Below are 13,822 nucleotides of genomic sequence, written 5' to 3'. Positions count from 1 at the left end.
CAATAAGGGAAGGGCGGGGAGTGATCTCTCACTCCCCGCCCTTCCCTTAAGGCGAAACCTGTCTGCGTGTCAGCCGATCACACGCGCAGCGCCGAGGCGTCGACCGGAACGGCGGGGCCGTTCGAGGTCGTCACGGTGGCCTTGCTGATGTAGCGGCCCTTCGACGAAGCCGGCTTCAGACGCAGGATCTCTTCGATCGCGGCGTCGAAGTTCTCCTGCAGAGCGTTCTCGGCGAAGGAGACCTTTCCGATGATGAAGTGCAGGTTCGAGTGCTTGTCGACGCGGAATTCGATCTTTCCGCCCTTGATGTCGGAGACGGCCTTGGCGACATCCATGGTCACGGTTCCGGTCTTCGGGTTCGGCATCAGTCCGCGGGGACCGAGCACCTTACCGAGTCGACCGACCTTGCCCATCATGTCGGGGGTCGCAACGGCGGCATCGAAGTCGGTGAACCCGTCGGCCACCTTCTCCAGCAGGTCATCGGAGCCGACATAGTCAGCACCTGCTTCACGGGCAGCTTCTGCACGGTCGCCGGCAGCGAACACCAGGACCCGAGCGGTCTTACCGGTACCATGCGGAAGGTTGACGGTGCCGCGCACCATCTGGTCCGCCTTGCGGGGATCGACCCCGAGGCGGAGGGCGACCTCGACGGTGGCGTCGTACTTCGCCACGGTGGTCTCCTTGGCCAGGGCGATCGCCTGAGCCGGTTCGTAGTTCACATCTGCGGCGATCTTCTCAGCCGCGGCCTGGTAGGCCTTCGAACGCTTTGCCATCTGCTTTACTCCTTGCAGTCGTGGTGTGGGCTGCGTGGGCCCTGCCACTGTGTGGGGTGAGGTCTCAGACCTCGATGTCGGTGGTGATGCCCATGGAACGCGCGGTTCCGGCAACGATGCGGTCGGCCTGATCCAGGGTGTTGGCGTTCAGGTCGGGCATCTTCGTCGTGGCGATCTCACGCACCTGGTCGGCGCTCAGGTGAGCGACCTTGACGGTGTGGGGAGTAGCCGAACCCGACTTCACTCCGGCGGCCTTCTTGATGAGTTCCGCGGCCGGCGGGGTCTTGAGAACGAAGGTGAACGAACGGTCTTCGTACACGGTGATCTCGACGGGGACGATGTTTCCGCGCTGGGATTCTGTGGCGGCGTTGTAGGCCTTGCAGAATTCCATGATGTTGACGCCGTGCTGGGCAAGCGCCGGACCGATCGGAGGAGCCGGGTTAGCGGCACCTGCCTGAATCTGGAGCTTGACGAGGCCGGCTACCTTTTTCTTGGGAGGCATGTACGGTCCTTAATCTTGAAGTTTCGATGTGCCAGACAGATACGGCACATCGTTCGACAGCGGCCTCGGATGCAGGCCGCAATCAAACCACACCAGTATTCCATGCGCGCGACCCCGGGAGCAAATGCTCGTGAGGCGGATCACCGAGCCGATCACCCGTTCAAGCGCAGGCCCCGATATCGGCCCGCGGACACTTCGATATCCGGACTCAGCCTTGAACGAGGGAAGGCCGTCGGACTACCGTCGCCGAGGCGGCTGCCCGGGCAACAGCAAAGGGGCCCGGATTCCTCCGAGCCCCTCCGCGAGCGATCGCGTGCGCGATCAGCTGATCAGTGCGGTTCTCACAGCTTCGACACCTGGTCGAAGCCGAGTTCGACGGGAACATCGCGTTCGAAGATCGAGAGCAGAACGGTGAGCTTCTGCGACTCCGGACGGATCTCCTGGATGGTGGCGGGGTGACCCTCGAACGAGCCCTCCTTGACGAGGACGGACTCGCCGACCTCGAACTCCACCTCGGTGACCGGAGCCGGCTTCGCAGCCGCCTCGGCGGCCGGGCCTTCGGCAGCGGCGGCTTCGGCCTGACGCTCTTCGAAGATCGGGGCGAGCATCGAGAAGACCTCGTCGATGGACAGCGGGGTCGGGTCGTAGGCATTGCCGACGAACCCGGTGACTCCCGGGGTGTGGCGGACCGCGCCCCACGACTCATCCGTCAGTTCCATGCGGACGAGCACGTAGCCGGGGATGCGGACGCGACGGACCTGCTTGCGCTGGCCGTTCTTGATCTCCACGACGTCTTCCATCGGGACCTGGGCCTCGAAGATGAACTCTTCGAGGTTGAGGCTCACAGTGCGGTTCTCGAGATTCTGCTTGACCCGGTTCTCATACCCTGCGTAGGAGTGGATGACGTACCAGTCACCCTCCTGCATGCGCAGTTCGGACTTGAACTCCTCGGCTGGGTCGGTCTCGTCACCGGCGTCTGCTGGGGCGTCACCCTCGGCATCGTCACCCTCGGCAGCGTCACCCTCGGCAGCGTCACCCTCGGCTGTCGACGCTGCGGAGTCCGCGGCGGATTCGACGTCGGCGTCATCGGGCACAGCTGCCTCGGCGTCGGCGGACGGAGTTTCGGTTTCGGGCACCACAGCGGCACCCGACTCCTCGGGGGTGACGTCCTGGGTCTCAGGGGTCTCCTGCTCAGGTGAATTGGTATCCGACACCGATCAATTCCTCGCTTCGCGTGTTGTGATTCCCGTTTGGGAGTGAAGTTTCAGCTTTAAGTGTGCCACTGGGAAGAGCGTGTCACCACAGGGGCCAGAGCGGAGTTCCGCCGAAGACGAAACCGACGAGCTTGCCGAACACCAGGTCGAGGACCGTGACGAGGGCCATCATGAACAGGATGAAGCCCAGCACCACCAGGGTGTAGTTGACCAGCTGCTTCCGCGTGGGGGTGACGACCTTCTTGAGCTCCGCCACAACTTCGCGGAAGAACTGCAGGATTCGTCCGAAGAATCCGAGCTTCTTGGGACCGGAGGCACTGCTGGGTGCGCTGCCAGTCTTCTTTGCCGGTGTGTCGCTCACACATCCTCACTCGGTCGGGTTCAGTCAGGGCTTCACAATTGTTCGTGCCAGTCGAGGACGGCGCCTAGCCGATGAGACTTCGGCAGAGTCAACTGCGCAGGGGTGACAGGACTCGAACCTGCAACCTACGGTTTTGGAGACCGTTGCGCTACCAATTGCGCCACACCCCTTCGATCAGACGACCGAATCGTGACGATCCGGTTGGTGTCCAACCACGAGAAACGAGCATACCGTGCCCGACCGCCGTTCGTCGAACCGAGACTCGGGCCGGGGCCGGCGGTGTGTCGGCGCTCACTCATTCACCCGCTTCACCCTCCGGAGGCTGAGCCACCGTCGGCAGGGGTGAGGGGAAACGCACCCATGGGTCGATGATGACCTTCTGGTCGGGCGTGACCGTGATGATCTGGACGTCGATCGGGCGCTTCGTGGCGTTGTCGACGCGGATGATGCTCAGCTCAGCGTTCATCTTCAGCGGGCCCGGGGTCAGTGCGTTCGCGAGCGCCCCGCCGGTCGTCGAGCTGAGGTAGCGGACTCCCGATCCGAACGTCTCGGGGCCGACCCGGCGGTGCCAGTGTCCGCTGAGCGCGTAGTCGACGCAGCCGGTGCGCAGGGACGGCGCCCCGACGGCGGCATCGTGGATGAGCATGATGTCGAAGTCCGTGTCACAGGCTTCCTCGGCCAGCCGTTTCGCGTACTGGTCGGCGGTGAGATCGGTCTCGAGCTGCGGCCCGGAGCCGAAGACGGTGCGCCTGGGGTCCGGCGCACCGAAGAAGGTGACTCCGGCCATCTCTGCGCTCGAATCCTCGAGCACCTTCCAGCCGCGGGTCTTCGCGTGTCCGGTCGTCTCCTTCGAGTCGTGGTTGCCCTTGACCATCATGCGCGGCAGCCTCTCCGGCAATTCGTCGTCGAGGACGTCGAGGCAGTAGTTCTCCGCCGAGGTGCCTGTCATGGTGATGTCGCCGCCGTCGATATAGGCATCGGCCCCGCTCATATCGGCTACGGCCCCGACGACCCGGGCCATGCCGATGTTGCAGTGGATGTCGGATCCGTAGACGAACGTCGACACTCCTTCGTCGGATGCGCCGCCGGAATCATCGCCGGCGGTCGTATCGCCGCCGTTCGCATCGCCGTCCTCATTCGCCCCGCCCGCGTCGTCGCTCGACTCGTCGTCCTGGCCGCCGATCCCCGCAGGCGGGACCATCCCGCGGTCGCTCCAATTGCCCGTGATCGGCCGCTGATTCCACTGCGACCTCAGCGTGGTCAGCACCTGGTCGTAGAAGGCATCGTTGTCGTCGGCGAAGTCCTTCACTGCGGCGAACGCGGTGTCGATGATCCCGCCGAGGCGGCCGGTGACCTGGGAGCCTGCCAGCGGGGTGCCGTCGAAGGCCGGGTCCGGGGCGATCGGCTTCGGTCTCTGCGCCACGACGGTCCCGAGGCCGGCGAGGACGATCGCGACCACCATGGCGATGCCGATGAGCTCCCTGCCCGCGAAGGCGCGCATGACCGACTCGAGGCGCTGCGGACCGAGCACGGCGGCAAGACCGACGAGCCCACCGGTGAGCAGGCAGACAGCCAGCGACCAACGGATGAGGACCTGCTGCAGGAGGCCGGCGACGACCTGATCGACCTGCGCCTGCGGGGCCGAGAACAGGGCCGCATAGGAGGCGACGTCGCCGCCGAGGGCGTCGACGGCTCCCCCTCCGGTCTCGCCGCTCCCACCGTCGTCGGCCCGATCCGGATCCGCGGCCGGGCGGTCGTCGTCCCGGTCCTCTCCGGACACCGGGATCTCGCCGATGTCGACGCGCAGCCCGAGTCCCAGCGTAATGTAGTCCTCGGCCGGCACGAGGAGCGTGCCCAAGGGACCGAAGTCGACGGTCAGCCGGGAGTCGGCGGTGATCCGGTACTGCGCCTCATGCGGGCCGAAGGTGAGATCGGCCCGGGAGGTGAACACCGCCCACGGCAGCGTCAGGACCGCGATCGCCGCGAGGGCGATGAGGAGGCCGGTGGTTCTGCGACGTGGTGACACTCCCCCAGTCTAAGGAAGTGCTCAGCTCTGCAGGGAACAGCCGACGAAGGTCGGTTCCGGTTCGAGAGTGATGCCGAAGGCGTCCTCGACGCCGGAGACGATCGTGCGGGCGAGTTCGATCACGTCGACCGTCCTCGCGTGTCCCCGGTTCGTCAGCGCCAGGGTGTGCTTGCTCGACAGGGCCGCGTTCCCTTCCCCGACGCTGAAGCCCTTGGAGAAACCGGCGCGTTCGATCAGCCAGGCCGCGCTGGTCTTCGTCTTCCCCTCGATCTTCGCCCCGCTGAGCGGATCGGTCACCGGGTACCGGGGAGCCTCGGCAGGCAGCGCGGCGGCGTCATCGACGATGGGGTTGGTGAAGAAGGATCCCGCCGACCACGAGTCATGGTCGGCAGGGTCGATGACCATCCCTTTGGACCGGCGCAGCGCGATGACGTTCTCGCGCACGAGTGCTGCCGGGACGCGGGTGCCGATCTCGACGTCGAGCGTGGACGCGAGCTGGGCGTAGCGGACCGGCAGCGACTCGTCGCTGTGCTGGAGGTCGAAGGTCACCGAGAGGACGACGAACTGGGGGCTTCCCGTCGCGATCTGCGCACGCTTGAGCGCCGAGGTGCGGTAGCCGAATTCGAGTTCGACGGCACTGAGGCGGCGGACCTGACCGGCGACGCGATCGAAGACTTCGACGGAGGTGATGAGTTCGCCGACCTCGGTGCCGTAGGCCCCGACGTTCTGGATGGGCGTCGCCCCGACGGAGCCGGGGATGCCCGAGAGCGCCTCGAGCCCGGAGAGACCGAGGTCGAGCGTGCGGGAGACGAATTCGTCCCAGTTCTCCCCCGCCTCGGCGGTCACCTGGGTGTCGGTGGTCGAGGTCTCAGTCGTCGTCACCCCGGTGGTGCGGACGACGCACACGGTGCCGTCGAATCCTTCGTCGGCAATGAGCAGGTTCGACCCGCCCCCGATGAAGAGGACGTCGGCAACATCCTCAGCCCCTGGTTCCAGCTGGCGGGCTGCGCAGAATTCGAACAGCTCATCGCGGGTCTTCGCCACGGTCACCTGCCGGGCGGGCCCGCCGAGGCGGAAGGTCGTGAATGTCGACAGATCCTCACTCACGGCCGCGGTCACCGGGAGATCCGCACCTGGGTCCGGCTGAGGACATCGGTCTCGCCGGTCTTCACGGTGATATCGATGCGAGCGGTGCCCACGGCGGCGTCGACCGCTCCGACGGTGGCGGTGAGCGCCAGCGACGTCGTCGGGGTCGCCGGTGTTCCGGATTCGGCGTCGGGGACGAGGACGGGGGCGGAGAAGCGGGTCCGGTAGTCGCTGATCGCGCCGGGGTCGCCGAGCCATTCGACGATCGGCGCGATGACCACGGCCATCGAGAGCATGCCGTGGGCGATGACCCCGTCGAGACCGACCTCACGGGCGAAGCGTTCGTTCCAGTGGATCGGGTTGTGATCGCCCGAGGCCGCGGCGTAGTCGATCAGGGAAGCACGCGAGAGCGGGATCTCGGTCTCGACGACGGTGTCTCCGATGGTCAGCTGGGAGAAGTCGATGGGGCTCATTCTCCGTCTCCTCTCACGACGATGGTCGACGTCACGGTGACGACCGGCTGCTCGGCGGCGTCGGTGAGTTCGGTGCGGGTGGTGATCATGGCGTTGTCGCCTGCGGCACGGACACCGTCGACATGGGTCACGGCCGAGAGCGCGTCGCCGGCGACGATGGGACGGGTGAAGGAGAACTGCTCGGAGCCGTGGACGACCTTCGAGAAGTCGATGCCCGATTCCGAGTCGGAGATGTAGGCGGCCTCGGACTTCTGCGCGATGATCACGGCGAAGGTGGTGGGTGCGACGACGTCGCGATAGCCCAGTGCAGTGGCAGCCTCGGCGTCGAAATGGTAGTCGGCCTTCGCCCCGGTGGCGAGCGCGAATTCCGCGATCGCCTCCCGTGAGACCTCGTAGGGCTGAGGCAGGGCGAACGAGGCTCCCTGCTTCTCGGTATTCACCGGCATATCCGCTCTCTTTTCCGCTGTGGTCAGTATCGTCTCCAGCCTAAAGCACGGCCCCGCTGCGATGCCCACCGGCGAGGAATTGACCGTTCGTTCGTGTCCGGTTCATACAATTCCTGCACCATCGGGTTCACGACTTCAAAACTGGTATATGTTGTCCACATCACATTTGCTAAGGAGTAGTGCGATGCCGAACGAACCCCGAAGTGCAGGCCCTGCGAGTCCCGATCGGCAGGAGACGAAACCCGCATCCACGTCTCGTGACGGCGCTCCTGCCGACGTCGAGGTGGCCGTCGCCACTGATGCGGCGTATACCGGCGAAGAGGCCGAGCGTGTGCAGATCAGACGTCCCCTGCGCAACGTCTCCGAGGTGCGCCACTTCTTCCGGACGAATCAGACCCCGATCTACTTCGTCGGCGCCACCCCGTTCAATCTGCTCGGCATCGACCGCTGGGTGCGCAACTTCTCCTATGTCACCTACTACGACGGGTGGGACGGCGCACACCCGCGGGTGTTCTCACCGCGGTACAAACCGTATGTGGAGTTCGAATCGGGTGAGGCCATCAACAACTGGCTGCTGCTCAATGCCGAGGTGCGGGCGCATATGACGCGCAACGTTCCCCACGGTGAGAAGGTCAAAGTGGCGATGGTGTTCTTCGATGAGGAGACGGAGAGGATCTGCCGGGAACTCGGCTACGATCTCATCCTGCCCTCGGCCACGCTGCGCAATCAGCTGGATTCGAAGATCGAGACGACGAAGCTCGGCAATGAGGCCGGTGCGTTCTCCGTTCCCAATGTGCTCACCACCTCCGATACGTACGACGAGCTCAATGACAAGGCCGCCGAGGCGGGGCTCGGTCACGACCTGGTCGTGCAGACCCCGTACGGCGATTCGGGGAAGACGACGTTCTTCATCTCCGCCGAATCCGATTGGCAGACGCACAAGGACGACATCGTCGGCGAGCAGCTGAAGGTGATGAAGCGGATCAACAACATCCCGGTCGCCGTCGAGGCGGTCATCACCTCCAGCGGAGTCGTCGTCGGCCCCTACCTCACCGAGCTCGCCGGCTTCGCGGAGCTCACCCCGTACAAGGGCGGCTGGTGCGGCAATGAGATGAAGCCCGACGTCCTCAACGCCGAGCAGCGGGCGCAGACGCGTGACCTCGTGCGCAAGATGGGTGAAGGACTGCGCAGACGCGGATATCGCGGATTCTTCGAGGTCGATGTCCTCGTCGATCTCGACAACGACGACTGCTACCTCGGTGAGCTCAACCCGCGCATCTCGGGAGCCTCGGCGATCACGAACGTCACCGCTGGCGCCTATGCCGATGTGCCGCTGTTCCTGTTCCACCTGCTCGAATACCTCGATGTCGAGTTCGATCTCGACATCGATGAGATCAACGCTCGATGGGAGGAGCTCTCCGGCGCCGACGAATGGAGCCAGATGATCATCAAGGAGACGGCTCCGATCACTGAGTACATCACGCATTCTCCGCTGACGGGTCAGTATTACCTCGACCAGTACGGGACGCTGACGTACAAGCGCGCCGCCCTCGACTGGCACCCGCTGCAGAACGGCAGCGAGGTGTTCTTCCTGCGCATCTTCGGGGCCGGGGACTACCGCTGGAAGGGCGCCGATCTCGGTGTGCTGGTGACGAAGAATCCGCTCCAGACCAATGTCGGCGGACCGGATGCGCTGAGTATCAGGGCCAAGCACTTCATCGATTCGATCCGGGCCATGTACGCCGGAGTCCCGGTCGTCGCCGAGGATCCGGCTCCCGCCCTCGGCGGGCCGGGAGCCAAGGGCGACTGAGCGGAGAATCCTCGATGGTAGCCTCGTCACGAATCGCGTGACGAGGTGAGCGCCCGCTGCGGACGCGATCATTCCAGCCACGACCGAAAGGTGAACCGTGACCGACCCGTCACCGGACAATGCCCTGCCCACCCCCGCCTCGGCGAATGACGATGACATCTCCGTCGTCGACCCTGCGGTCGGCGTCGCGCCCGGAGTCGATCCAGCGTTCGGTGCGGATCCGGCCGTCGGTGTCGATCGGGACAACTGGCAGGATCCCGGCAATGTCCGGTGGTCGTTTCAGAACGTCGCACAGGTCCTGCCGACCACTCCGATCTCGCGCGGGAGCGGTCCGGTGGCCGAACTGCCGGTCGATCTGCAGGACCTCGGCGAGGTCGAGATCCCGGCTACGGAGTTCTCGGATGCGCGCAGCGTCCGCAGCGTCATCGAATCCACCGATACGGATGCTTGGATGCTGCTGCACAACGGCACGGTGCTCACCGAGGAGTACTTCGGTGAGATGACGCCCGGCACCGAGCATCTGCTGATGTCGGTGTCCAAGTCCCTCGTCGGCACCGTCGCCGGAGTGCTGGTGGGTTCGCGCGACCTCGACCCGAACCGTCTGATCACCGACTATGTGCCCGAACTCGCCGACTCCGGGTATGCCGGGGCCACGGTCCGGCACGTCCTCGACATGCGTTCGGGCATCCGCTTCTCCGAGGACTACCTCGACCCGCATTCCGAGGTCAGGCAGATCGAGGAGTCGATCGGCTGGTCGGAGGCGAAGCGGGAGGACCCGGGCATCGGAATGTACGAGTTCCTCACCTCACTCGGGGCGAAGTCCGAGCACGGTGGGGTCTTCGAATACCGCTCGTGCGAGACGGATGTGCTCGGTTGGGTGTGCGAGAAGATCGCCGGCGAGCCCATGCAGACGCTCATGTCACGGGTGCTGTGGTCGCGGATCGGCGCGGAGCAGGATGCACTCATCGCCACCGACCAGTACGGGGTCGGAATGTTCGACGGCGGCATCAACACGACGCTGCGCGACCTGGCCCGCTTCGGATACGTCTACGCCAACCGCGGTCAGTCACTGACCGGCCAGCAGGTCGCCCCGACGACGTGGATCGGGGACACGCTGACGACCACCGAGGACGTACGGCAGGCCTTCGCCGGGGGCCCCGGGGACAACCGGATGCCCGGCGGAGCGTACCACAATCAGTTCTGGTTCCCTTTCCCCGATTCGCATGCCTTCCTCGCCCTGGGCATCCACGGCCAGATGATCTACATCAACCCCGGAGCGAATCTCGTCGGGGTCAAGCTCTCCAGCTGGGGTCTGCCGCAGGACGCCGGGAAGCTCTTCCCGACGATCCGAGCCTTCGAAGCACTCGCCAAGGCCGTCAACTCCCCCGGCGCGGAGTAGCCCGGGCTGCGCTGGGACAGCTGGCCGCCCCACCATCTGGCCTGAACTCGCTCGTGTGTCCGAACAGCCACATGTGTCCCCGGATCCGCACACGGCCCGGCGTTCGTGGGCTATGAGCCATGGCAGAATCAAAGGGTATCGACAACGTTTGTGATCGCCGAAGTGCGAAGGAGTAAGACGATGACACCGATTCGCCGTTCGACCTGGATGCCCCGCTTGATGACCCTGGCCGCGGGCACAGCCCTGGCCCTGTCGCTTTCGGCCTGCGGGGGTGGCGACGAACCCGCCGAGGGTGAGACGTCGGAAGCGGCACAGGCCACCGAGGACTCGTCGGACGGCGGTGGATTCGGCGGAGATGCCGTCGAATCGGAACCTCCTGAGACCCAGGCTTCGGAATCCGACGAGAAGGAGCCGACCGACACGAAATCGACCGACCCGTTCGCCGATGCCGCCAGGACGACCAGCTGGGCCAGTGACGACGGTATGAAGATTGACAAGAAGGGCAACGGCACCGTGCCTGCCTCGTCGATCGAGGCCGACCTCGTCGACCTGTTCGAGAACAAGGTGAAGATGACGGTGAAGAAGGCCCATTGCGATGAGGACATGGATCTCCGGGAATGGTACGGGTTCGAATCCTGCCAGGTCGTCGTCAAGGACAAAGAGGCCTACAACGGTGAGAAGAAGTACTTCGGGACCGTGAAGATCGTCGACCACAAGGATCAGATGGTCAAGTACGAGCTCATGTTCCCCGGCATCGACAAAGAAGACTTCGATTTCAAGGATTGACCACTGCTAGGGAGCGATCGCCGAGGCGGCCCTGCCCTGATCATCCGCCACTGACGGATTGCGTGGCCGCTCCAGTGTCCAGGCCAGCTCCAGAGTGCACGCCCGCCCCTGACTGTGCAGCCGTCTCTGAGTGCACCGCCGCGTTCTCTTCGTCGCCCGCACGACTCTCGGTCGTGTGGGCGACGAATCGTTTCCTGGGGTGTCCGGACGAACCGGTGATGACGTAACGGCCGGCCGCCTCGGCGCCGGGATCCTCCGAATCCGCAGCGACGGCCGTCGTCTCCCCCGCATTCGACGATGTCGGATCCGTGTCGACCAGTGCTTCGCGGACGATCCGTCGCGGATCGTACTGGCGGGGATCGAGCACCTGCCAGTCATCGACTCCCACCGATTCGGCGGCTCGGTCCCGGGCGCTGTCGATCTGCGTCCTGAGCAGGCGAACCGCTTCGCCGAGCTTGTGCGCATAGGCGGGCAGTCGGCTCGGGCCGATGATGATCGCGGCGATGATGCCGATGAGGACGATCTTCTCGAAGCTCAGGCCGAACATGACCGGCTCCCTTCTGTGGACGAGGACGGATCCGTTGTCGACGTCGGGTCCGTGGACGAGATCGGGCCGGTGGTGACGGTTCCTACTGCGATCGAGGACCGTGATCGCTCGCTCCGCGGCGCCTCGCTCCGCGGCGCCTCGCTGCGTGACCGATCGATCGGCGTGGAATCGTAACCGCGCGACCGGTCGTGCACCCATGCGATGGCGAGCGCCGCGAGGAAGAGCAGTGCCATCGGAGCGGCGACGAAGAACATCGAGAGCACATCGGCGGCGGGGGTGACCAGGGCCGCGAAGACGACGATCCCGACGATGCTCACCCGCCATGCCTTCGCAATCGTCCGCGCCTGGAGCACTCCGATGAAGTTGAGGACAACGAGGAAGACCGGGAGGACGAAGGCGATGCCGGTGGCGATGACGATCTTGAACACGAAGTCGAAATAGTACGACGCCTGCAGGATCGTGCTGTCCTCGGATGAGGCGAAGGAGGTGAGCACTTCGACCATCCGCGGGAAGACGTAGAGGCCGGTGAGACAGCCGGCGACGAAGAGAGGAAGTGCCGCGCCGAGGAAGCCGAACGTGTACTTCTTCTCCTTCGCCGTCAGCCCCGGGGTGAGGAACCCGAAGAGCTCCCCCAGCCACATCGGGCTGGAGAGGATGATGCCCGAGTAAACAGCGATGCGCAGCTGGAGGTCGAAGGCGCCGGTGACGCTGTCGTAGTTGAGCGAGGCGCTGCGGGAGGCGGCGAGCTCGGTGATCGGGGCACGGAGGACGTCCATGACCAGGTCCGAGGTGAGGTAGCCGATGACGGTGCCGATGAGGAGCGCCACCGCCGCGCGCACCGCCCGTCTCCGGGCCTCCCGCAGGTGCGCGGACAGCGGCATCTTCTCGGCGGTGGCGGTGCTCATGAGCGGGCTCGAACGGCCGATGTGTCGACGGAGTCACCGAGGTTCGGATCAACCCTCGCCGAGGCGGGGGTGTTATCGCCCTCAACCCTCGCCGGGGCGGGGGCGGAGTTCCGTGTGGGTGCGGAGTTCCGCCCGGCCTCGGCGGAGGTGCGGTTCGAGGTGCCGGCCGGTGTCCCGGCCACCGGATCCGTGATGATCGGGTCGGTCACCGCCTCGTGGACCTGGACAGCGTTGGCGTTCTTGTCAGTCTCGGTCGTTTCGTCCTTGAGGATGCGCACGGACTGTCCGAGGCTCTTGGCGAGCGCGGGCAGCTTGGCGGCTCCGAAGACGAGGATGATGATGGCGAGGATGATAAGGGCGTGCCAGCCCGTGAGGTTGTGCAGCATGATGGTGAGCCTTTCGAATGGGTGTTCTGGTGCGGTGGTAGACGGAGTAACGCGATGGACGGGCGCTCAACTGTCGTCGCTGCCCGACGACTCGTTGCCGGAGGACGCTCCCTCAGGCGGTTCTCCGCCCTCCGGCCCCGCGCCGCCTTCCGGCGGAGTTCCGCCCTGGCCGCCGCCTTCGCCGCCGGGTGCCGCGCCGCCGGTCGGTTCGGTCTCGGTGTCGACAGGAACGTCGAGGGAGGCCACATACCCGGAGTCGGTGTCGCCGCTGATCGTGGCGAGTTGGTGCTCTCCTCCGTCGTCGCCGAAGACGTTGTCGTCATCGAGGCTGATGTTCGCGAGGTTCTTCGCCGACCCGTCGTAGGCATCGAGCTTGAACACGGCGTTGCAAGCGTCCTCGGGCAGGGCCATCTGCGAGGTGGCGATTGCATTCTCGGCATCGGTGATGGAGTCGACGTCGGGGTAGACCTCGAAGTGGATATGCGTCCACCGGCCCGAATAGCAGCCGGGGAAGACGGAGGTGAAGGTGACCTCTCCCTGGGAGTCGGCGACCTGCACGCCGCGCAGCCAGGTCGCATCCTCGACCCCGTCGGAGTACATCGAGTAGCGGCCCTGCGCGTCGCAGTGCCAGGCGTAGACGGCCACACCGTCGAAGGCCTGATTGTCGTTGGCCATATCGGTGACCTTGAGGGTGAAGGTCAGCGGCACCCCGTCGACGGTGTCGGTGCCGTCGATGTTCGAGCGGATGTCCGAGCGCACGATTCCGGACTCTTCGAGGATGTCGGGCCCGTTAGAGCCGTCTGCCGGGTACGGACCGGCCGTTTCGTCGGGGATCTCGGTGACCGATCCGCTGCTGCTCGAGCCTGTCGATCCTGAGGCTCCGGAGGTGCAGGCGGCCAGGGCCATGGTGCCGACGCCGGCGCCGACGAGCCCGAGGACTCCGCGTCGGCTGAAGAGGGTGCGGATATCGAACGAGGCGCCTTGATCGACGACCTCCTCGTCCGGGCGGTCGAGGAGCCTGCCTTCATAGGCGGGTCCGTTGGGAGTCTGGTCGGGTTCGGGTACGCGAGCCATGAGCTGTCCTTCCTTCGATGATGTGTTGACACCA

General features: G+C 65.4%; 15 protein-coding genes and 1 tRNA gene. 3 read left to right on the top strand and 13 right to left on the bottom strand.

Translation table 11 applies throughout. The features are described from left to right. Positions 1–77 precede the first annotated feature (77 nt). The 9 genes from rplA to GUY23_RS05955 all read right to left on the bottom strand — a co-directional run bounded on the left by rplA (position 78) and on the right by GUY23_RS05955 (position 6,881). A complete protein-coding gene (gene rplA, locus GUY23_RS05995; RefSeq protein WP_166970594.1) occupies positions 78–773 on the bottom strand; it encodes a 50S ribosomal protein L1 in 696 nt (231 codons plus the stop codon). A 64-nt stretch (positions 774–837) separates the two neighbouring features. Continuing rightward, entirely contained in the window at positions 838–1,275 is a 438-nt protein-coding gene (gene rplK, locus GUY23_RS05990; protein WP_166970592.1) for a 50S ribosomal protein L11, read from the bottom strand. Between the two features lie 341 nt (positions 1,276–1,616). Beyond that, positions 1,617–2,489: a transcription termination/antitermination protein NusG gene (nusG, locus tag GUY23_RS05985; protein ID WP_166970590.1), complete on the bottom strand. Its 873-nt coding sequence runs from the start codon at positions 2,487–2,489 to the stop codon at positions 1,617–1,619. 82 nt (positions 2,490–2,571) lie between these two features. Next, positions 2,572–2,850, bottom strand: a complete 279-nt coding sequence (gene secE / locus GUY23_RS05980) for a preprotein translocase subunit SecE (RefSeq protein WP_166970588.1) — start codon at positions 2,848–2,850, stop codon at positions 2,572–2,574. A 97-nt stretch (positions 2,851–2,947) separates the two neighbouring features. Beyond that, positions 2,948–3,020, bottom strand: a tRNA-Trp gene (locus GUY23_RS05975). 125 nt (positions 3,021–3,145) lie between these two features. Continuing rightward, complete coding sequence (locus GUY23_RS05970) at positions 3,146–4,876, bottom strand: metallophosphoesterase family protein (RefSeq protein WP_228282761.1); 1,731 nt, start codon at positions 4,874–4,876, stop codon at positions 3,146–3,148. 21 nt (positions 4,877–4,897) lie between these two features. After that, the gene (locus GUY23_RS05965) at positions 4,898–5,983 is read right to left on the bottom strand and encodes a UDP-N-acetylmuramate dehydrogenase (RefSeq protein ID WP_166970586.1); all 1,086 of its coding nucleotides are present in this window, start codon (positions 5,981–5,983) and stop codon (positions 4,898–4,900) included. A gap of 8 nt (positions 5,984–5,991) precedes the next feature. After that, positions 5,992–6,435, bottom strand: a complete 444-nt coding sequence (locus tag GUY23_RS18580; protein WP_166970584.1) for a MaoC/PaaZ C-terminal domain-containing protein — start codon at positions 6,433–6,435, stop codon at positions 5,992–5,994. Further along, entirely contained in the window at positions 6,432–6,881 is a 450-nt protein-coding gene (locus GUY23_RS05955) for an FAS1-like dehydratase domain-containing protein (protein ID WP_166970582.1), read from the bottom strand. Before GUY23_RS05955 ends, GUY23_RS18580 begins: the two co-directional genes overlap by 4 nt. A 184-nt stretch (positions 6,882–7,065) precedes the next feature. Between GUY23_RS05955 and GUY23_RS05950 the strand changes: the two genes are divergently transcribed. The 3 genes from GUY23_RS05950 to GUY23_RS05940 all read left to right on the top strand — a co-directional run bounded on the left by GUY23_RS05950 (position 7,066) and on the right by GUY23_RS05940 (position 10,876). Continuing rightward, on the top strand, positions 7,066–8,691 hold the full coding sequence (locus GUY23_RS05950) for a biotin carboxylase (protein WP_166970580.1): 1,626 nt from the start codon (positions 7,066–7,068) through the stop codon (positions 8,689–8,691). 97 nt (positions 8,692–8,788) lie between these two features. Continuing rightward, positions 8,789–10,090, top strand: coding sequence for a serine hydrolase domain-containing protein (locus tag GUY23_RS05945; protein ID WP_166970578.1), 1,302 nt, complete (start codon positions 8,789–8,791; stop codon positions 10,088–10,090). Between the two features lie 180 nt (positions 10,091–10,270). Further along, positions 10,271–10,876: a hypothetical protein gene (locus GUY23_RS05940; RefSeq protein ID WP_166970576.1), complete on the top strand. Its 606-nt coding sequence runs from the start codon at positions 10,271–10,273 to the stop codon at positions 10,874–10,876. A gap of 40 nt (positions 10,877–10,916) precedes the next feature. On the opposite strand, the gene GUY23_RS05935 is transcribed toward GUY23_RS05940, so the two are convergent. The 4 genes from GUY23_RS05935 to GUY23_RS05920 all read right to left on the bottom strand — a co-directional run bounded on the left by GUY23_RS05935 (position 10,917) and on the right by GUY23_RS05920 (position 13,788). After that, positions 10,917–11,423 carry a twin-arginine translocase TatA/TatE family subunit gene (locus tag GUY23_RS05935; protein WP_166970574.1) on the bottom strand — a complete coding sequence of 169 codons (507 nt, stop codon included), beginning with the start codon at positions 11,421–11,423 and terminating at the stop codon, positions 10,917–10,919. Then, positions 11,411–12,328: a twin-arginine translocase subunit TatC gene (tatC, locus tag GUY23_RS05930; protein WP_228282760.1), complete on the bottom strand. Its 918-nt coding sequence runs from the start codon at positions 12,326–12,328 to the stop codon at positions 11,411–11,413. The genes GUY23_RS05935 and tatC overlap by 13 nt, the downstream gene beginning before the upstream one ends. Beyond that, complete coding sequence (locus tag GUY23_RS18485) at positions 12,325–12,714, bottom strand: twin-arginine translocase TatA/TatE family subunit (protein ID WP_228282759.1); 390 nt, start codon at positions 12,712–12,714, stop codon at positions 12,325–12,327. The genes tatC and GUY23_RS18485 overlap by 4 nt, the downstream gene beginning before the upstream one ends. 66 nt (positions 12,715–12,780) lie before the next feature. Then, the gene (locus tag GUY23_RS05920; protein ID WP_166970572.1) at positions 12,781–13,788 is read right to left on the bottom strand and encodes an intradiol ring-cleavage dioxygenase; all 1,008 of its coding nucleotides are present in this window, start codon (positions 13,786–13,788) and stop codon (positions 12,781–12,783) included. Positions 13,789–13,822 lie beyond the last annotated feature (34 nt).

The organism is Brevibacterium atlanticum, assembly GCF_011617245.1.
Lineage (GTDB): Bacteria > Actinomycetota > Actinomycetes > Actinomycetales > Brevibacteriaceae > Brevibacterium > Brevibacterium atlanticum.
Note: the sequence above shows the minus strand (reverse complement) of the source record. Positions and strands in the feature narration are given on the sequence as shown.